This window comes from Streptomyces sp. RKAG293 (genome assembly GCF_023701745.1).
In the GTDB taxonomy this organism is placed as follows: domain Bacteria; phylum Actinomycetota; class Actinomycetes; order Streptomycetales; family Streptomycetaceae; genus Actinacidiphila.
In genome coordinates this window covers 2,847,396-2,866,491 of record NZ_JAJOZB010000001.1, presented here as the reverse complement: position 1 = coordinate 2,866,491, position 19,096 = coordinate 2,847,396, and the positions used below count along the sequence as shown (strand labels likewise).

Below are 19,096 nucleotides of genomic sequence, written 5' to 3'. Positions count from 1 at the left end.
CGGCGCTCTACGGAGTGTCGGTCGCGTCGCGGGGCGGGTCCGCGGGCGGCTCCTCCGACGTGACGGCGACGGGCTCCCTGACGGGTTCCGGGGCCCGTTCCACCACCGGCTCGCCCGACACGTCCGGCAGCTCCGCCGCCAGCGCCGCCGCGGCCTGCAGCAGCGGCAGCGCGAGCAGCGCGCCGGTGCCCTGGCCGAGCCGTACGCCGTGGTCGAGCAGCGGCTCGATGGAGAGCCGGTCCAGGGCCTTGGCCTGCCCCGGCTCACCACTGGCCTGACCCGCCAGCCACCAGTCGGGAGCCCGGAACGCCACGCGCTGCGCGACCAGGGCGCAGGCGGCGGTGACGACGCCGTCCAGCACGACGGGCAGCTTGCGCACGGCGGCCTGCAGCAGGAAGCCGGTCATCGCGGCGAGGTCCGCACCACCGCTCGCGGCCAGCAGTTCGAGCTGGTCGCCCAGGACCGGACGGGCCCGGCGCAGCCCGTCGCGGATCGCCGCGCACTTGCGCATCCACGCCAGGTCGTCGATCCCGGAGCCGCGGCCGGTCACCACGGAGGCGTCCGTACCGCACAGCGCTGCCACGAGGATGCCGGCGGCCGTGGTGCCACCGACGCTGATGTCACCGAGCAGTACGAGGTCGGTCCCGGAGTCGGCCTCCTCGTCGGCGATGGCCATGCCCGCACGGAAGGCCAGTTCGGCCTCCTCGACGGTGAGCGCGTCCTCCACGTCCACCCGGCCGGAGCCGCGGCGCACCCGGTGCACGGTGACGTCGGCCGGCAGCTCCGCCGGATCGCAGTCCAGGCCCATGTCGATCACCCGGACCTGCGCCCCGAACTGACGCGCCAGCACGTTCACCGGCGCCCCGCCGTCCAGCACCGACCGGACCAGCGCCACCGCGGTACCGGCCTCGTGCGCCGACACCCCCAGGCTCGCGACCCCGTGGTCCCCGGCGAACAGCAGCACCCGCGGCCGGGCGATCGGCCGCGCCGGAACCCGCCCCTGAGCGGCCGACAGCCACTCGGCCAGCTCCGCAGGCTTGCCGAGAGCCCCCGGAGGGCTCACCAGACGCTGCCACCGGTCTTGCGCGTCACGCCGCACACCGGCGTCGGGACGCTCCACCAGGGAGCCGAAGTCATCGAGATTCAGGCCGCTCATTCGCCGCACAGTACCGGCTCCCCCTCGGGCCAGGGGAAGCGGGCGCCCGCCGGCGCCGGCCGGCACGGGCCGCGCGGGCGCGGGCCGGCCTCCGGCCGTGGGGTGCGGGCCGCAGGGCCGCTTGTCGGCGCGGGACAGACCGGCTGCGGCCCGGAGTTCCCACCTCCAACCCGCACGTGGCGCGGGCCCCTACCCACCACCACCGGGGCCTGAACGTGAGGGGCCGGTACAACCCGCACGTGGCGCGGGCCCGTCACCCAACCTCCACCGGGGCGTGGACGCGAGAGGGCAGGCATCCGCACGTGGCGCGGGCCCGTCACCCAACCTCCACCGGGGCGTGGACGCGAGAGGGCAGGCATCCGCACGTGGCGCGGGCCCGTCACCCAACCTCCACCGGGGCGTGGACGCGAGGGGCCGGGATCGCAGGCAGGGGGGTCCGAAATGCTGCCGAGCTATTTGTGGGCCGCTGGGGGCACCCCCGGCCGAAGGTTGGGGGACCGTAAATAGTCGATTTCGGACCCCCCTGCCGGAGAGCCCGGCCCCGACCAGGACACAGCCCCATCAGCCGCGCAGCGAAACCGCCTGACCCGCCACCACAAGAAGCACCTGCTCCGACTCGCCCGCAACACCGGCGTTCAACCGCCCCAACTCGTCCCTGAACCGGCGCCCCGACGCCGTCCCCGGAACCACCCCCGAGCCCACCTCATTGCTCACCGCGACCACCGTCCGCCGCGTCCCTCGCCACGCCGCCGTCAACCCGGCGACCCGGGCGTGCAGTTCGCGTTCGCCGCCCGACGACCACTTCTCGTCGTCCCAGGCGCCGACGGAGTCCATCGCGGACGTCAGCCACAGCGCGAGGCAGTCGATGAGCAGCGGCGGGCCGTCCACGGCGAGCAGCGGCACCAGGTCGCAGGTCTCCTGCGTCGCCCACGTACCCGGCCGGCGGTCGCGGTGCAGCGCGACGCGGCGCGCCCACTCCTGATCGCCCTCGCGGGCGCCGCCGGTGGCCACGTACAGGACGTCGGAGAACGCGGCGAGCCGACGTTCCGCCTCGGCGGACTTGCCGGAGCGGGCACCACCGAGCACCAGCGTGCGGCGGGGCACGTCCGGTACGTCGTGGTAGTCGCCGGCCACCAGCGTCGTGCCGTCGGGGACGGCACGCACGCCCAGCGCGGCGAGCCGGCGCCGCAGCTCGGCGCCGGGCGGTGCGCTGTGGTCGAGGTGCACCGCGACGACGTCGGTGGTCGGGCCGACGGCGCCGGCGGCGCGTAGGCGCCCCAGCGCGTCGGGCCGGTCGACCGCGTCGAACAGCACCACGTTGTACGGTGCGGCGGCCTCCTGGACTCCGGCGGGGGCGCAGCCCGGTGGCAGGTACAGGGCGCGCATGCCGTCCGGCCCCTCGATCTCGTAGCCGGTGCCGGGTGCGTCCGTGGGGACGGCGCGTACCCGGTGCCCGGTGAGGAGCGTCAGCTCCTGCCCGTCGGGGACGCGGCCGGGCGCCGGCAGGCCGACGGGGATCTCCACGGCGGGCCCGTCGTGCGGGTGGGACAGCAGTGCCTGCCGCACGCCGCCGAGGGAGTGCCCGGAGCGGGCGGCGGCGAAGGCCAGACCGGGGGTGAGGTCGAGCAGCAGCACGCCGTCCACGAGGACGGCGGTCGCGGCGCGCGGCCCGTCGCGGTCGCCGATGGCGCCCGCACAGGAGGCGCAGGGGCAGTCGGGCAGGGGCAGGCCCTCGGGGCCTCCGGTGCCGAGCAGTGTCAGTTCCACCCCCCGATCGTCTCGCGTCCGCGTACGGCGGGCTCGCCGGGTCCGCCATGCGGTTACCCTGCGGGACAGGCACACGACGGACAGCAGCAGCTGTGGACCGAGGACCGAGGAGAATTACATGGCGTGGACGTGGCGGTTCGAGAAGGCCGACGGCACCGAGGTTGCGCCCGCGGTGCAGCCGGAGGAGTTCACGACGCAGGGGGATGCGGAGTCCTGGATCGGTGAGCTCTGGAAGGACCTGGTGGAGGGCGGTGCGGACCAGGTCGTGCTCTTCGACGGGGAGACCAAGATCTACGGCCCGATGAGCCTGCACGGGAACGAGGAGTAACTCCGTAGGGGTTGCGGGTTCGGTACCGGCCGGTGCGGGGTCGGGGGCGGGCTCTCCGGCGTGGGGGTCCGAAATCGACTATTTACGGGCCTGGCGGCCCACAAATAGCTCGGCAGCATTTCGGACCCCCACGCCTGCGATCCCGGCCCCTCGCGTCCACGCCCCGGTGGGAAATGGGTGACGGGCTCACGCCACGTGCGGGTTGTGCGGCCCGGCATTCCGGGGCCTGGCTGTGACGTAAGGGGCGCTCTCCCTTGGCGGCGCCCCCTACGCCGTCAGATCGAGCCCAGTGTGACCTCCGCCGTCTTCGTCGCGCCGTCCCGTTCGTAGGTCACCTGGACCTTGTCGCCCGGTTTGTGCGCGGCCAGCGCCTCCGTGAGGGACTGCAGCGTCGAGATCCCGGTCGTGTCGATCTTGGTGATGACGTCGCCCGCCTTGAGTCCGGCCTTCGCGGCGGCCCCGCCGCCCGTCACCGAGACCACGGCGACGCCGGACGGCTGGAGGTCGTCGCCGATCACGGTGCGGGCGGTGATGCCGAGGGCGGCGCGGCCGGAGTCGGTGACGCGGCCGTCCTTGATGATCTGGCCGGCGATGTTGGTGACGGTCGAGGCCGGGATCGCGAAGCCGATGCCCGGCGCCGCTCCCGCGCCCATCTGGGGATCGGTGGCGGCCAGGGTCGGGATGCCGATGACCTCGTTGTCGAGGTTGACCAGGGCGCCGCCGCTGTTGCCGGGGTTGATCGCGGCCGAGGTCTGCACCAGGTTCGCGATCGTGGCCCCGGTACCGCCGTCGCCCTGGCCGCCTTCGCTGACGGTCCTGCCGACCGCCGAGACGATGCCCTGGGTGACGCTGCCCGAGAGTCCCAGCGGATTGCCCATGGCCAGCACGATCTGGCCGACCTCCACCTTCGCGGAGTCGGCGAACCTCGCGGGCTTCAGGTCCTTCGGGGGACTGCTGAGCTTGATCACCGCGAGGTCCTCCGCCGGGTACGAGGAGACCAGTACGGCGTCCAGCGGGTTTCCGCCGGTGACCAGGGTGACGCTGAACTTCTGGGCGTCGCCGACGACGTGCGCGTTGGTGACGATGTGGCCCTGGTCGTCGTAGACGATGCCCGAGCCGAGGTCCGAGTCCGTGGTGATCTGGACGACGGACGGGAGCACGTTCCTCACGACGCGCTGGTACTCGTTCTGCAGCTGGTCGGACGAGGTGGGTGCGGCGACGGAGGACGTCGCGGAGGACGAGCCCGTCGTGGAGGCGGCCGGTTCGTCCGAGCCGGAGGTGCATCCCACCAGCAGCGCCGCCGCGCAGAGGACGGCGGCGCAGGGGCGTGCCAGGCGGGTGGCCAAAAGGCGTGTCATGGATCCACTCATGACCGAAGTGTCCCTTTTGTAGGGGCGGAAAGAGTGGATCCCGTGGCCGGTCGAGACTAGGCGCGTACCCCGCACAGGTGCAGCAGGGCCGCCACCGCGCGGTACGGGTCCGTTCGCCCGGCCTGTTCCTCGGCGGCCAGCAGCGGTTCGAGATCCGCCGGTACCGGCGCGTCGTTCGGTGCGGCGTCGGTGAGGACCCGGACCCCGTACCAGGTGTGCACCGGGGTGCCCAGGCCGTTCAGGGTCGCGGTCACGGCCTCCCGGCGGTCGGCGCGCACGTCGAGGCCGATCCGGTTGGTGTACGTCTCGCTGCCGAAGGCGTCGAGCGCTCCGGGCCAGTCGCCGAGCAGCCCCGGCCGCATGGCCAGCGCGTCGGCGTTGCGCACGAGCAGCGACAGCAGACCGCCGGGCGCGAGTACCCGGGCCAGCGCGGCCAGCATCGGGTCGGGCTCGGCCATGTACATCAGCACCCCGTGGCACAGCACGAGGTCGAAGCTGCCGGGGCCGAAGTGTCGGCCGGTCTCCCGGCCGTCACCCGCGATCAGGGCGACCCGCTCGCGTATGCCCTCCGGTTCGACGGCCAGCGCGGTCCGCAGCGCGTCGAGCATCGCCGGGTCGGACTCCAGGCCGGTGACCTGGTGCCCCGCGCGGGCCAGCCGCAGCGCCTGGGTGCCCTGGCCGGGGCCGACGTCGAGCACCCGCAGCCGGCGGCCCACGGCGAAGCGCGCCGTTATCTGCTCGTCGAGCTGCCGCGCCACCAGTTCCTGGCGGACGACGTTGCGCAGTCCGCCGAGACCGCCCAGCCAGCCGGCCGCGCCGCCCTCGAACCCGGATCTGCCGGTGCTCAGAGCTTCACGCCGCGCTTGACCATCGGCTTCGGCAGCCGCAGCCGGCGCATCTGGAGCGTCCGCATCAGGGCGTACGCCACCGCACCGCGCAGGTTCTTGTCCGGGAAGCGGGTGCGCAGCTGCTTGCGCAGCAGGATCGTCGTGATGACGGAGTCGACGAGGATCAGGACGATCACGACCATCCACAGCAGCAGCGAGAGGTTCCGCAGCTGAGTGTTCTGGATCATGCTCAGGACGAGGATGACCACCGCGAGCGGAAGGAAGAACTCCGCGACGCGGTAGCGCGAGTCGACATAGTCCCGGACGAACTTGCGCACCGGTCCCTTGTCTCGGGCGGGCAGGTAGCGCTCGTCGCCACCGGCCAGCGCTTCGCGCTGCTTGGCCATCTCGGCACGGCGCGCTTCGCGTGCCTGCTTGCCGGCGGCCTTGCGGTCGGTCGGCACTACGGCACGGGTGCGGCGCTGGCCCTGGGCCTCGTTGCGCTTGGGCGTGGGGCGACCCTTGGGAGCCTGCGGGTCGCGGGGCTGGTCCTCAAGCACCGTGGTGGTTGAGGCCTGCTCATCTGGGGAACGACGTCGGAACACGACTCCAGGTTACGTGCCCCGGGGCGGGAACCCCAGCCTTCACCTACTCCTTGGGCCTTAGGTCACCGAACCGTGATCGTCCCTAGGGAGGAGCGCATCCATCGCCGAACAGTGCGGTAATGGAACCAGGGCCCGTACTGTGGGGTCTGTAGAGGTGCTGGAGCTGTAGTCCGAGAAGGGGGCGCGCGAGGCCCATGAGCGGTGTCATGAAGCGGATGGGATTGATTTTCCGCGCGAAGGCCAACAAGGCCCTGGACAGGGCCGAGGACCCGCGCGAGACGCTTGACTACTCGTACCAGAAGCAGCTGGAACTGCTGCAGAAGGTACGTCGGGGTGTGGCCGATGTCGCCACCTCGCGCAAGCGCCTGGAGCTGCAGCTGAACGAGCTGCAGAAGAAGTCGTCGACCTACGAGGACCAGGGCCGCAAGGCGCTGGCGCTGGGTCGTGAGGATCTGGCCCGTGAGGCGCTGTCGCGCCGGGCCGCGCTGCAGCAGCAGGTCACGGACCTGGAGACGCAGCACCAGACGTTGCAGGGCGAGGAGGAGAAGCTCACTCTCGCGTCGCAGCGGCTGCAGGCCAAGGTGGACGCCTTCCGCACCAAGAAGGAGACCATCAAGGCCACGTACACGGCCGCCCAGGCCCAGACCAAGATCGGCGAGGCGTTCTCCGGCATCTCCGAGGAGATGGGCGACGTCGGCATGGCGATCCAGCGTGCCGAGGACAAGACCGAGCAGCTGCGCGCGCGGGCCGGTGCCCTCGACGAGCTGATGGCGTCCGGCGCCCTGGACGACCAGAGCGGCCTGCAGAAGGACGACATCCAGGCCGAGCTGGACCGGCTGTCCGGTGGCACGGACGTCGAGCTGGAGCTGGCCCGCATGAAGGCCGAACTGGCCGGCGGCACTCCGCAGCAGGCCATCGAGGGCGGAAAGCAGCCCGAGGACAAGCCGCGGATGGACAAGCAGTAACGCAGGACAGCAGTAACGCAGGACAGCAGTAACGCAGGACCACCGCCGGGCCGTAGCCGAACCGACTAGGAGGCGCCGTCATGATCGTCAGGATCATGGGGGAGGGGCAGCTGAAGGTGGCCGACGGCCATCTCACCCGCCTCAACGTGCTGGACGACGAACTGCTCGCCCAGATCGAGACCGGTGACGAGGAAGGCTTCCGCAAGACCCTGGGAGCCCTGCTCGACGCCGTACGGGAACTGGGCGAACCGCTGCCCGACGCCTCCCTGGAGCCGTCGGAGCTGATCCTGCCGTCTCCCGACGCCTCCCTCACGGAGGTCCGGGAGATGCTCGGCGACGACGGGCTCATCCCCGGCTGAGCCGCGCGATCGCACCTCGCACCTCGTACCGCTCATGAACGGGCGGGCCGGAACCCCCAGGGGTCCCGGCCCGCCCGTTCAGCGTTTCCACGGCAGAGCCGGTGGTTACGGCAGCGCCAGCATCTGCTCCAGGGCGAGCTTGGCGAACCGCTCGGTCTCCTCGTCCACCTGGATGCGGTTGACGAGCTTGCCGTCCGCCAGCGACTCCAGCGTCCACACCAGGTGCGGCAGGTCGATGCGGTTCATCGTCGAGCAGAAGCAGACGGTCTTGTCGAGGAAGACGATCTGCTTGTCCGGGTGCGCCTTGGCGAGCCGGCGGACCAGGTTCAGCTCGGTGCCGATCGCCCACGCGGAGCCGGCCGGGGCCGCGTCCAGCGCCTTGATGATGTACTCCGTCGAGCCGACGTAGTCGGCGGCGGAGACGACCTCGTGCTTGCACTCGGGGTGCACCAGCACGTTGACCCCGGGGATCCGGGCGCGGACGTCGTCGACCGAGTCGATCGAGAAGCGGCCGTGCACGGAGCAGTGGCCGCGCCACAGGATCATCTTGGCGTCGCGCAGCTGCTGGACGGTCAGGCCGCCGTTCGGCTTGTGCGGGTTGTAGAGGACGCAGTCGTCGAGCGACAGGCCCAGGTCGCGTACCGCGGTGTTGCGCCCCAGGTGCTGGTCGGGAAGGAAGAGCACCTTCTCGCCCTGCGAGAACGCCCACTCCAGCGCGCGCTCGGCGTTCGAGGACGTGCAGATCGTGCCGCCGTGCCGGCCGGTGAAGGCCTTGATGTCGGCGGACGAGTTCATGTACGAGACGGGGACGGTGGTCCCGGCCACGCCCGCCTCGGTCAGCACGTCCCAGCACTCGGCGACCTGCTCGGCGGTGGCCATGTCGGCCATCGAGCAGCCGGCCGCCAGGTCCGGGAGGATCACGGCCTGGTCGCCGGACGTGAGGATGTCCGCGGACTCGGCCATGAAGTGCACACCGCAGAAGACGATGTACTCGGCCTCCGGGCGGGCGGCCGCGTCCCGCGCGAGTTTGAAGGAGTCACCGGTCACATCGGCGAACTCGATGACTTCGTCGCGCTGGTAGTGGTGGCCCAGGATGAAGACCCTGCTCCCGAGCTTCGCCTTGGCGGCGCGGGCGCGCTCGACCAGGTCGGGATCGGACGCGGCCGGCAGGTCGCCGGGGCAGTCAACTCCGCGCTCGCTACGGGGATCGGACTCCCGCCCGAGCAGCAGCAGGGCGAGCGGCGTGGGCTGAACATCCAGCACATCCAGCGGTTCTGTGGTGGTCACGGGCCCGGAGCCCTTTCTGTGCAGCACAGCCTTTTCGTCTACCTGACGTTATCTATGATAGCCCGTTCGTGTCAGATTGACGATGGGGGTCGCGTCAATGTGACGCATTCCGTTCCCGGCCTCCGGTGTGCGAGCATTGTTGGCGGCAAGACGTATCGGACCCGGAATGAATCCGGGGGGTCATCGGTTACCAGTCGGTGGCAGCAGTCCGAACAACCCGGGAGTGAAGCAGATGACGGTTCAGGACGAGACCACCGCGAACGACGGACTTCTCCTGTCGGATTCCGCCGCGGCCAAGGTCAAGGGCTTGCTCGAGCAGGAAGGCCGCGAGGACCTGGCGCTGCGCGTCGCCGTTCAGCCCGGTGGCTGCTCCGGCCTGCGCTACCAGCTGTTCTTCGACGAGCGTTCGCTCGACGGCGATGTCGTGAAGGACTTCGACGGTGTGAAGGTCGTCACCGACCGGATGAGCGCCCCGTACCTGGGCGGCGCCTCCATCGACTTCGTGGACACGATCGAGAAGCAGGGCTTCACGATCGACAACCCGAACGCCACCGGCTCGTGCGCCTGTGGCGACTCGTTCCACTGATCTTGCACTGATCGCACGCGAAGGCGGCGGCCACCCGAGAGGGTGACCGCCGCCTTCGTCGTTCCGTCAACCGTCGGGCAGGCTACTTCTTCAGCGGCACGACGGTGCCGTCGTACAGGTCGACGACCTTGCGGTCACCGAGCGGCTTGGCCAGCTGCACGGTCCTGGTGGTGTCCTTCGCGATCATGATGCACACCCGCTTGGCCGGGTCGTGCGTCCCCGTGATCCGCACGGTCACCGCCGTGTCGGACTCCTCGGCGGTCGCCGCGTAGGTGGAGCAGACCCCGGCCCAGAAGTGCAGCTCCAGGACGTTGCCGCGCACGGTGTACGAGACGGCCTTCTGCTTCTGCGGCGCGTTCGGGTCGGCCGGCTTCGCGGGGTCGGCGGGCTGCGTCGGCGCGGTCGTCGCACCCGGACCGCCCGGCTCGCCCGGCTCGCCCGGCAGTCCGGTGCCCGGCGCCGTCCGCTGGATGTAGCGCGCCTCCACGGCGGGCTGCGCCACGGTGTGCGCCTTCACCACTCCGGCCTGTGCCACGTCGAACAGCCAGGACGGCACCAGCGCCCGCGCGCCCGAGACGAACTGCGCCGACAGCCCGAACGTGGCGCCGCGGACCTCGAGCTTCTGCTCGCCGCCCGGCACACACGGCATCGACCGCGGCAGCGTCTTGTCGTCGCTCGGCGCCGTCGGCTGCTGCGGGAGCGGCGACGGGCAGGTGCCGCCGACACCGTGGTCCATGCCGCCGGCTCCGGCGGTCTCCAGCTGCTTCAGCGCCTGCGCCGCGTCGATCACCGGGTACTGGTCGCCCTTGTCGAGGGCCGCCAGCAGACCGTAGCCGCCGCTCAGCTGCCCGTCCGCGCCGATCCGCAGGGTGGTGCGCCAGCCGTGCGTCGGCAGACCGCCCACCACCGGGTCGGCGTTCACCATGCGCACCGCGCCGGCGGTCTCGCTCGCGTCCACCGTGGCTCCGGTCAGTCCGAGAGCGGCCAGGGCGGGCGCCGCGGCCTGCTTCGCCCGGTCCTCGGACACCGCGCTGTCACTCGTGCCGGCCGGCCCGGAGGACGACGTCGAGGTCCCGCCGGCGCCGTCGGCCGAGGCGACCGGGGGCCCGGAGCAGACCGGGGAGTCGGGACCGCCCGCGCTGGGACCGCCCGCGCTCGGAGCGCTCGGCACCCCCGGCTTCATCGGCGTGGTGCGGTAGCACTTGGCGATCGGGCCGAGCCGGGAGTACGACCAGTTGCCCTCGCCCGACCGGTTGACCTGCAAGAAGGGCCCGCTGCCGTCGGGGGTGCCGCCCGCCCGCCAGAAATCATGGTCCAGCTTGACGGGGCCGGGCACGTCCAGGGCCTTCGCCAGCTTCTCGACGGCCGCCTGCGTCACGTCGCCGTGCGGCCGGTAGACCGCTGCCGCCTTCGGGCCGGTCGGCAGCGGCTTCGTGACCTGGTACTGCGCCCCGGCGGGGGCCGCCGCGGCGCTGTCCGTGCCGGCCGCCACCCCGTTCTTGGCGCCGTCCAGCGCCAGTGGCGCCGGTGGCTTGCTCTCGCTCCTGTCGGGGGCGCTGCTGCCCGCGTTCGCCGTCGCCCAGTAGGCCCCGCCGCCGCCAGCCACCAGGACCGCCGCGGCCATCGCGGCGACGGCCAGTGGTGACCGGATGCGGCGGCGGGGGACGGGATGCTCCATCGTGTCTTCGTTGCGTTCGGTGCTCACCGTGCTGCTCCCTCGGCTCCGTACCGTCAGATGCAGCTGTGACGGAGCCGGAGCCCGCGCGGTTCCCACCGCGCGGTTCCGCGACCGGCCGGGATCAGGCGCCGTACTCCGCCATACCGTCCACGACGTGCGCGGACGCGAGCGGCACGGTGATTCCGTGCAGGCTCGACGGAGCGGCCGCCGAGGGGGCCGCATGGGCGGGAACCGTCCAGTGCGGCGCCATCCGACGGCAGTCGCCGAGCAGTTCGGCGAGCGATTCGGAGCGGGATTCAGGTTCGACGACGGGGGGCAGTGGGGACGAAGTAGAAGCCATGTCTTCGACCCTAGGCACTTGATCAGGAAGGGGTAAGCCCTACTATCGGGTAGTTTCTCCGTCTCCGGCGGCCGGTTCCCCCGTGCGGCGGAGCACCCCATACGATGGCTGTGCCTTTTCCGTGTTGCCCAGGGCCTCCTTCCGGCCCTTGCCGACCTTCGCCGCCGCCCCCGCAGGAGCATTCAGTCGTGCGTATCGCTGTCACCGGATCCATCGCCACCGATCACCTGATGACCTTCCCCGGCCGCTTCGCGGACCAGCTGGTCGCGGACCAGCTGCACACGGTCTCGCTCTCCTTCCTCGTCGACACCCTCGACGTCCGGCGCGGCGGAGTCGCTCCGAACATCTGCTTCGGCATGGGTGTGCTCGGCCTCCGGCCGGTCCTCGTGGGCGCGGCGGGCTCCGACTTCGCCGAGTACCGCGCCTGGCTGGACCGGCACGGCGTCGACACCGCGTCCGTCCGCATCTCCGAGGTGCTGCACACCGCGCGCTTCGTCTGCACCACGGACACCGACCACAACCAGATCGCGTCCTTCTACACCGGCGCGATGAGCGAGGCCCGGCAGATCGAGCTGCAGCCGATCGCCGACCGGGTGGGCGGTCTGGACCTGGTCCTCATCGGCGCGGACGACCCCGAGGCGATGATCCGGCACACCCAGGAGTGCCGCAGCCGCGGCATCCCGTTCGCGGCCGACCCCTCGCAGCAGCTCGCCCGCATGGACGGTGAGGACATCCGCCTCCTCGTGGACGGTGCCACGTACCTCTTCACCAATGAGTACGAGAAGGCGCTCATCGAGTCGAAGACGGGCTGGACCGGCGAAGAGATCCTCGCCAAGGTCGGCACCCGCATCACCACCCTCGGCGCGCAGGGCGTCCGCATCGAGCGGGTCGGCCAGCCGGTGATCGAGGTCGGCTGCGCCGAGGAAGAGGCGAAGGTCGACCCGACCGGCGTCGGCGACGCGTTCCGCGCCGGCTTCCTGGCGGGCCTGGACTGGGGCCTGTCGCTGGAGCGCTCCGCCCAGCTCGGCTGCATGCTGGCGACCCTCGTCATCGAGACGCTCGGCACCCAGGAGTACGAGCTGCGCCGCGGCCACTTCATGGACCGCTTCACCAAGGCCTACGGCCACGAGGCCGCCGCCGAGGTCAAGATCCACCTTTCCTGACCTCCGAGGCCTCCGACGCCACCGTCCCCCGGACTCCACGGCGGAGTCCGGGGGACGCTGCCGTCCTCCTCACGTTCTGCGCCGCACCAGGTACGCCGTACCCCGCTCCGCCGCGCGCTCGCCGACGTACTCCTGGTCCCGCATCTGGCACCACGCAGGGATGTCCAGCCGCGCCGCCTCGTCGTCGGACAGCACGGAGATCACCGCGCCCACCGGCACCTCGCCGATGACCTTGGCGAGCTCGATGACCGGGATCGGGCAGCGCTTGCCGAGCGAGTCGACCGTCAGCGCGGGCTCGTCGGAGGCGCCGGAGACATCGGCCGGGCGGGCGGCGGAGTCCGCCGCGGGGGATGCCGGGGCGCCGAGCTGGTCGCGGACCGAGCGGACGACCTCCGGCAGCACGCCCAGGAACCGCTCGACGTCCTCCGCCGGGGTGCCCGGCGGCAGCGACACCCGGACGTTGCCCTCCGACAGGACGCCCATCGCGCGCAGCACATGGCTCGGGGTCAGTGTGCTGGAGGTGCAGGACGAGCCGGAGGAGACCGAGAAGCCCGCGCGGTCGAGCCCGCCGAGCAGCGCCTCCCCGTCGACGTAGAGGCAGGAGAACGTCACGAGGTGCGGGAGCCGCAGCGTGGGGTGGCCGACGACCTCCACATCGGGGACGAGTACCGGCACCCGGGAGCGGATCCGGTCGACCAGCTCCGACAGCCGCGCCCCCTCGGCCGCGGCCTCCTCCCGTACGGCGCGCAGCGACGCCGCCGCGGCCACGATGGCCGGCAGGTTCTCGAAGCCGGGGGAGCGCCCCGACTCCCGTTCGTCCGTGGGTCCCTGAGCGGCGAAGCGCGTGCCCTTGCGGACCGCGAGCAGCCCGACCCCGGGCGGCCCGCCCCATTTGTGGGCGCTGGCGGTGAGCAGCGACCAGCCGTCCTCCACCGGCCCCCAGGCCAGCGACTGCGCCGCGTCCACCAGCAGCGGCACTCCCGCCGCCCGGCACAGCCCGGCGGCCTCGGCGACCGGCTGGACCGTGCCCACCTCGTGGTTGGCGGACTGCAGGCAGGCCAGCGCGGTGTCCGGCCGCAGCGCCGCGGCGAACGCGGCGGCGTCCACCCGCCCCGTACGGTCCACCCCGACCTCGGTGGCCTCGTACGCCTCGGCCGCATGGAGGACCGACGAGTGCTCGACGGCCGACACCACGAGGTGACGCCCCGTCCGCCGCCGCCCCGCCATGGCCCCTGACACGGCCGTGTGAACGGCGCGGGTTCCCGAAGGAGTGAAAACCAGTTCGTCGGGGCGGCAGCCCACGGCTTCGGCGGCGGCCTCCCGGGAGGCGTCCAACAGCAGCCGGGCGCGCCGCCCCTCGCGGTACAGGCGGGCCGGGTCCGCCCACCCCTCGTCCAGCGCGGCTACCAGCGCCTGGCGGGCGACGGGGTGCAGGGGAGCGGCCGAAGCCGCATCGAAGTAGGACACGCCCGGCACGCTACGCCTGTCGCCCGGCGGGCCGTCAGGCGGCATGCGGAGCATGCCGGTCCATCCCTTCGGGAAGTGCCCCGGCGCGTTGGACCCCCTCCCCGCGCGACCCCAAATAGCGTCCAGTAGGGTTTGGTCCGCATAAACATCCACACCTACCTGCCCGCGCCAGGGCCGACCGACCAGCTGACGGCCGGGCACCCGGACGCGTGGGCGAGACTCTCGGGAAGGCGCTACGTGAGTCCCAACGGCTCCGACCGCTCGTCGCGGCGCCCGGTGCGGCGGAAGCTGCCGCAGGCGCTGGCCGCGGCGCTGGTCCTTGTGACCGCTACCGGTTGTGAATACCCCCGCCTTGGCATGCCCAGCCCCGCTACGGAACAAGCCCCCCGGATCCTGGCGCTCTGGCAGGGCTCCTGGGCCGCCGCGCTGGCGACCGGTGTACTTGTCTGGGGTTTGATCATCTGGAGTGTGATCTTCCACCGGCGAAGCCGGACGAAGGTCGAGGTTCCTCCGCAGACCCGGTACAACATGCCCATCGAGGCGCTGTACACCGTGGTCCCGATCATCATCATCGCGGTGTTCTTCTACTTCACCGCGCGTGACGAATCCAAGATTCTGGCGACCTCGGAAAAGCCGGACCACGTGGTGAACGTGGTCGGCATGCAGTGGAGCTGGGCCTTCAACTACGTCGAGGACGTGGACGGCAACAAGTCGTCCCCTGCGGTGGCTCCCAAGGAGCTCGAGCAGATCCCCGTCGACAAGCTGAAGTTCCCGGTGGGTGCCGAGGGCGTCTACGACTTCGGCACTCCCGCTTCGAAGAACCAGGACACCGGTAACCCCGGTCCGACGCTCTGGCTGCCGAAGGGCGAGACGGTGCGGTTCGTCCTCACCTCGCGCGACGTCATCCACTCGTTCTGGGTGGTGCCGTTCCTCATGAAGATGGACGTCATCCCGGGGCACACCAACGTCTTCGAGGTGACTCCGAGCAAGGAGGGCACCTTCCTGGGCAAGTGCGCGGAACTGTGCGGCATGGACCACTCCCGGATGCTCTTCAACGTGAAGGTCGTCACCCCGGAGCAGTACCAGCAGCACCTGCAGGATCTGGCGAAGAAGGGCCAGACCGGTTACCTCCCGGCGGGCATTGCCACCACGGGCAACGCCAAGAATGCGGAGCCCAAGACCACATGAGCATTCTCAACGAACCCCATCAGGGCGCGGCCGCCATCGGCGAGTCGTACGAGGACGAGTTGCCGGTGAAGCGGGCACAGCCCGGCGCCGTGGTCATCAAGTGGCTCACCACCACCGACCACAAGACGATCGGGACGATGTACCTGATCACCTCGTTCTTCTTCTTCATCCTCGGCGGCATCATGGCGCTGCTCATGCGCGCCGAACTGGCCCGCCCGGGCACCCAGATCATGTCGAACGAGCAGTTCAACCAGGCGTTCACGATGCACGGCACCGTGATGCTGCTGATGTTCGCGACGCCGCTCTTCGCGGGCTTCGCGAACTGGATCATGCCGCTGCAGATCGGCGCGCCCGACGTGGCGTTCCCGCGGCTGAACATGTTCGCCTACTGGCTGTACCTGTTCGGCTCGCTGATCGCGGTGGCCGGCTTCCTGACGCCGGCGGGCGCGGCCGACTTCGGCTGGTTCGCGTACTCCCCGCTGTCGGACGCCGTCCGGTCGCCGGGCGTCGGCGCCGACATGTGGATCATGGGTCTGGCCTTCTCCGGCTTCGGCACGATCCTCGGTTCGGTCAACTTCATCACCACGATCATCTGCATGCGCGCACCCGGCATGACGATGTTCCGCATGCCGATCTTCGTCTGGAACGTCCTGCTGACCGGTGTGCTGGTCCTGCTGGCCTTCCCGGTGCTCGCCGCCGCGCTCTTCGCCCTGGAGGCCGACCGGAAGTTCGGGGCGCACGTCTTCGATGCCGCGAACGGCGGGGCGTTGCTATGGCAACACCTGTTCTGGTTCTTCGGGCATCCAGAGGTGTACATCATCGCGTTGCCGTTCTTCGGCATCATCAGCGAAGTGATCCCGGTGTTCAGCCGCAAGCCGATGTTCGGCTACGTCGGCCTGATCGGCGCGACCATCTCCATCGCCGGTCTGTCGGTCACCGTCTGGGCGCACCACATGTACGTCACCGGCGGTGTGCTGCTGCCGTTCTTCTCGTTCATGACGTTCCTCATCGCCGTCCCGACCGGTGTGAAGTTCTTCAACTGGATCGGCACGATGTGGAAGGGGTCACTGAGTTTCGAGACCCCGATGCTGTGGGCCGTCGGCTTCCTGATCACCTTCGCGTTCGGTGGTCTGACCGGTGTGATCCTGGCGGCGCCGCCGCTGGACTTCCACGTCTCGGACTCGTACTTCGTGGTGGCGCACTTCCACTACGTGATCTTCGGGACCGTGGTCTTCGCGATGTTCTCCGGCTTCCACTTCTGGTGGCCGAAGTTCACCGGCAAGATGCTGGACGAGCGGCTCGGCAAGATCACCTTCTGGACGCTGTTCTTCGGCTTCCACGGCACGTTCCTGATCCAGCACTGGCTGGGCGTCGAGGGCATGCCGCGCCGTTACGCGGACTATCTGGCGGCCGACGGGTTCACCACCCTGAACACCATCTCCACCATCAGTTCGTTCCTGCTCGGCCTGTCGATGCTGCCGTTCTTCTACAACGTGTGGAAGACCGCGAAGTACGGCAAGAAGGTCGAGGTCGACGACCCGTGGGGCTACGGCCGTTCCCTCGAATGGGCGACCTCCTGCCCGCCGCCGCGGCACAATTTCCTCACGCTGCCGCGTATCCGGTCCGAGTCGCCGGCGTTCGACCTGCACCACCCGGAGATCTCCGCGATGGAGCTCGAGCAGAACCTCGACCCTGAGCGCGGCGCCCTCGTCGCCGGCGGCGAGGAGCACGAGGAGAAGGGGAAGCAGCTGTGAGGGTCCAAGGAAAGATGTTCCTCGGCCTGGCGGTCTTCATCCTCGCCTCGGCCATCGTCTACGGCTACTGGTCCAAGGAGCCCGCGGGCACCACCGCGCTGTTCCTGGCCTTCGGCCTCAGCGTGATGATCGGGTTCTACCTGGCCTTCACCGCCCGCCGGGCGGACACCGGAGCCCAGGACAACGAGAACGCGGACGTCGCGGACGACGCCGGCGAGGTGGGCTTCTTCAGCCCGCACAGCTGGCAGCCGCTCTCGCTCGCCATCGGCGGCGCGCTGGCGTTCCTCGGTGTGATCTTCGGCTGGTGGCTGCTGTACTTCTCCGCCCCGATGCTCCTCATCGGCCTGTACGGCTGGGTGTTCGAGTACTACCGCGGTGAGGACCAGACGCAGTAGGACCGGCGGACGACCGCCGCGACGCAGCACGGGCTGGGCCCGGACACCGCACGGTGTCCGGGCCCAGCCCGTTCGCATGCGCTCAACGCGCCGATCCGGGCGAATCTTCATACCTTGTGACCATGAGTCACTTCTCGACACGCCGGACGGCGATGCGATACGCGCTTCTCGTAGCCCCTCTCGCGGTGGGGCTGACCTCATGCGGCGGTGACGGCGGGGATCCGCTGGCCGCCTCTCCCTACGACGCGGCGGGCGAGGTTTCGTACAGCCTCGCCGACGGCGGCAAGGTGGACCCGAACAAGCCCCTGGAGATCACCGCCAAGAACGACGACCGGATCACCGACGTCACGGCCACGGACGCCGCAGGACGCTACGTCAGGGGCGAACTCTCCCCGGACGGCATACGTTGGCACAGCACCGCTCCACTGGCCGCAGGAGCCCACTACACGGTCCGGGTGAGCACCGAGGACGGCGCGGGGCGGCCCGGCCGGGAGACCGTCGGATTCGACACGACGGCCGCCGACAACCTGCTGCGGGTCACCTTCGGCCCCGACGCCGGCACCTACGGTGTCGGACAGCCCGTCACCGCCATGCTGACGGTGCCCGTCAAGGACCCCGCGGCACGCGCCAAGGTCGAACAGAACCTGCAGGTCACCGCCAGTCCGGAGGCCGCCGTCGGCTCCTGGTACTGGGTGGACGACCGCACGCTGCACTACCGGCCGGAGACCTTCTGGCCCGCGAACGCGAAGATCGAGGTGCGCAGCACCCTCGACGGCGTCCACATCAAGGACAGCCTCTACGGCGGATCCTCCAAGGCGCTGTCGCTCACGACCGGTGACCGGGTCGAGGCGATAACGGACGCGGGCTCCCACGAGATGACGTTCAAGCGCAACGGCAGCGTCGTCCGCACCATACCCGTGACCACCGGAAAGCCCGGCTTCTCCACGCGCAACGGCGTCAAGGTCGTCCTGGGCAAGGAGAGCTTCGTCCGGATGCAGAGCGAGAGCATCGGCATAGCCGCCGGCAGCTCCGAGGGCTACGACCTCCCCGTGTACTGGGCCACCCGGGTGACTTGGAGCGGCGAGTACGTGCACGCCGCGCCCTGGTCGGAGGGCTCGCAGGGGGTCGACAACGTCAGCCACGGCTGCACCGGGATGAGCACCGAGAACGCGCACTGGTTCTTCGACCAGGTGCGCATGGGCGACGTCGTCCAGGTCGTCAACAGCGCGGGCTCGACGATGACTCCGTTCGACAACGGGTTCGGCGACTGGAACCTGAACTGGTCCGACTGGAAGAAGGGCAGCGCGCTGGGCAGCGCGGGCAAGGCGGCGGCGGTGCAGAACAACACCGCCGCCCCGGCCAGGCTCCGCCCCGAGGTCTAGCCGCCCCGGGCCGTGGCTGCCGCGCCGGCTAGGCCGGCGCGGTCACCGCGAGGCGCTTGCGCAGCAGCCCCGCCAGGGCCTGCGTGAGCGCCACCGGGTCGACGGGGTGCGTCACCGCCGCCTCGGCCCGGCTCCAGGTGGCCAGCCACGCGTCCTGCGGCCGGCCGATCAGCACCAGTACCGGCGGTGCCTGGAAGATCTCGTCCTTCACCTGCCGGCACACGCCCATGCCTCCCGCGGGAGCCGTCTCACCGTCGAAGACGCAGGCGTCGATACCGCCCCGTTCCAACTCCGTGAGGACGGCCGGCAGTGTCGCGCACTCCAGGAATTCGACCGGCGGCAGGTCGGGCGCCGGCCTGCGCCCGACGGCGAGCCGGACCTGCTCCCGGGTGTTCGCGTCGTCGCTGTAGACCAGCACCGTGGCAGTCGCCCGCATCGTGCCTCCTGATCGTCGAGGAATCGTCGTCGAGTCCGTCGTC

The 19,096-nt window shown here is 70.8% G+C and carries 19 protein-coding genes; 9 read left to right on the top strand and 10 right to left on the bottom strand.

All coding sequences use genetic code 11. The features are described 5' to 3' along the window. Nucleotides 1–7: 7 nt before the first annotated feature. Nucleotides 8–1,156 (bottom strand): nicotinate-nucleotide--dimethylbenzimidazole phosphoribosyltransferase, encoded by a 1,149-nt coding sequence (cobT, locus tag LNW72_RS12685; protein ID WP_250975494.1) that lies wholly within the window; start codon nt 1,154–1,156, stop codon nt 8–10. Nucleotides 1,157–1,717: 561 nt separating this feature from the next. Beyond that, entirely contained in the window at nt 1,718–2,923 is a 1,206-nt protein-coding gene (locus LNW72_RS12680) for a bifunctional adenosylcobinamide kinase/adenosylcobinamide-phosphate guanylyltransferase (RefSeq protein WP_250975493.1), read from the bottom strand. A 118-nt stretch (nt 2,924–3,041) separates the two neighbouring features. Between LNW72_RS12680 and LNW72_RS12675 the strand changes: the two genes are divergently transcribed. After that, nucleotides 3,042–3,251 (top strand): hypothetical protein, encoded by a 210-nt coding sequence (locus tag LNW72_RS12675; RefSeq protein WP_138356213.1) that lies wholly within the window; start codon nt 3,042–3,044, stop codon nt 3,249–3,251. A gap of 275 nt (nt 3,252–3,526) precedes the next feature. On the opposite strand, the gene LNW72_RS12670 is transcribed toward LNW72_RS12675, so the two are convergent. The 3 genes from LNW72_RS12670 to LNW72_RS12660 form a co-directional block, all read right to left on the bottom strand. After that, entirely contained in the window at nt 3,527–4,621 is a 1,095-nt protein-coding gene (locus LNW72_RS12670) for a S1C family serine protease (protein ID WP_374117228.1), read from the bottom strand. 56 nt (nt 4,622–4,677) lie between these two features. After that, nucleotides 4,678–5,379: a methyltransferase domain-containing protein gene (locus LNW72_RS12665; RefSeq protein WP_250975491.1), complete on the bottom strand. Its 702-nt coding sequence runs from the start codon at nt 5,377–5,379 to the stop codon at nt 4,678–4,680. Nucleotides 5,380–5,465: 86 nt separating this feature from the next. Beyond that, on the bottom strand, nt 5,466–6,053 hold the full coding sequence (locus LNW72_RS12660) for a DUF3043 domain-containing protein (protein ID WP_138356211.1): 588 nt from the start codon (nt 6,051–6,053) through the stop codon (nt 5,466–5,468). A 194-nt stretch (nt 6,054–6,247) separates the two neighbouring features. On the opposite strand from LNW72_RS12660, the gene LNW72_RS12655 reads away from it, so the two are divergent. Together LNW72_RS12655 and LNW72_RS12650 are read left to right on the top strand one after the other, a co-directional pair. Further along, a complete protein-coding gene (locus tag LNW72_RS12655; RefSeq protein ID WP_138356210.1) occupies nt 6,248–7,018 on the top strand; it encodes a PspA/IM30 family protein in 771 nt (256 codons plus the stop codon). A gap of 80 nt (nt 7,019–7,098) precedes the next feature. After that, entirely contained in the window at nt 7,099–7,377 is a 279-nt protein-coding gene (locus tag LNW72_RS12650; RefSeq protein ID WP_250975490.1) for a hypothetical protein, read from the top strand. A gap of 105 nt (nt 7,378–7,482) precedes the next feature. Here the strand turns inward: LNW72_RS12650 and nadA are convergent, their stop codons facing one another. Next, entirely contained in the window at nt 7,483–8,664 is a 1,182-nt protein-coding gene (gene nadA, locus LNW72_RS12645) for a quinolinate synthase NadA (protein WP_250975489.1), read from the bottom strand. A gap of 232 nt (nt 8,665–8,896) precedes the next feature. Between nadA and LNW72_RS12640 the strand changes: the two genes are divergently transcribed. After that, nucleotides 8,897–9,250 carry an iron-sulfur cluster assembly accessory protein gene (locus LNW72_RS12640; protein ID WP_138356207.1) on the top strand — a complete coding sequence of 118 codons (354 nt, stop codon included), beginning with the start codon at nt 8,897–8,899 and terminating at the stop codon, nt 9,248–9,250. Nucleotides 9,251–9,332: 82 nt separating this feature from the next. Here LNW72_RS12640 and LNW72_RS12635 read toward each other — a convergent pair whose 3' ends face one another. Both LNW72_RS12635 and LNW72_RS12630 read right to left on the bottom strand, forming a co-directional pair. Beyond that, on the bottom strand, nt 9,333–10,955 hold the full coding sequence (locus tag LNW72_RS12635) for a hypothetical protein (protein ID WP_250975488.1): 1,623 nt from the start codon (nt 10,953–10,955) through the stop codon (nt 9,333–9,335). Between the two features lie 94 nt (nt 10,956–11,049). After that, nucleotides 11,050–11,268: a hypothetical protein gene (locus LNW72_RS12630; protein WP_250975487.1), complete on the bottom strand. Its 219-nt coding sequence runs from the start codon at nt 11,266–11,268 to the stop codon at nt 11,050–11,052. Nucleotides 11,269–11,456: 188 nt separating this feature from the next. Here LNW72_RS12630 and LNW72_RS12625 point away from each other — a divergent pair, with 188 nt between their 5' ends. Next, entirely contained in the window at nt 11,457–12,431 is a 975-nt protein-coding gene (locus tag LNW72_RS12625) for a carbohydrate kinase family protein (RefSeq protein WP_250975486.1), read from the top strand. Between the two features lie 69 nt (nt 12,432–12,500). Here LNW72_RS12625 and LNW72_RS12620 read toward each other — a convergent pair whose 3' ends face one another. Continuing rightward, nucleotides 12,501–13,898, bottom strand: coding sequence for a cysteine desulfurase/sulfurtransferase TusA family protein (locus tag LNW72_RS12620; protein ID WP_250975485.1), 1,398 nt, complete (start codon nt 13,896–13,898; stop codon nt 12,501–12,503). Between the two features lie 237 nt (nt 13,899–14,135). Between LNW72_RS12620 and coxB the strand changes: the two genes are divergently transcribed. The 4 genes from coxB to LNW72_RS12600 all read left to right on the top strand — a co-directional run bounded on the left by coxB (nt 14,136) and on the right by LNW72_RS12600 (nt 18,617). Further along, the gene (coxB, locus tag LNW72_RS12615) at nt 14,136–15,086 is read left to right on the top strand and encodes a cytochrome c oxidase subunit II (protein ID WP_250975484.1); all 951 of its coding nucleotides are present in this window, start codon (nt 14,136–14,138) and stop codon (nt 15,084–15,086) included. Further along, nucleotides 15,083–16,840: a cytochrome c oxidase subunit I gene (gene ctaD, locus LNW72_RS12610; protein WP_138356202.1), complete on the top strand. Its 1,758-nt coding sequence runs from the start codon at nt 15,083–15,085 to the stop codon at nt 16,838–16,840. Before coxB ends, ctaD begins: the two co-directional genes overlap by 4 nt. Next, nucleotides 16,837–17,235 (top strand): cytochrome c oxidase subunit 4, encoded by a 399-nt coding sequence (locus LNW72_RS12605; protein WP_250975483.1) that lies wholly within the window; start codon nt 16,837–16,839, stop codon nt 17,233–17,235. Before ctaD ends, LNW72_RS12605 begins: the two co-directional genes overlap by 4 nt. A gap of 122 nt (nt 17,236–17,357) precedes the next feature. Continuing rightward, nucleotides 17,358–18,617, top strand: coding sequence for an Ig-like domain-containing protein (locus LNW72_RS12600; protein WP_250975482.1), 1,260 nt, complete (start codon nt 17,358–17,360; stop codon nt 18,615–18,617). 28 nt (nt 18,618–18,645) lie between these two features. Here LNW72_RS12600 and LNW72_RS12595 read toward each other — a convergent pair whose 3' ends face one another. After that, entirely contained in the window at nt 18,646–19,053 is a 408-nt protein-coding gene (locus tag LNW72_RS12595) for a hypothetical protein (protein WP_250975481.1), read from the bottom strand. Nucleotides 19,054–19,096: the final 43 nt, after the last annotated feature.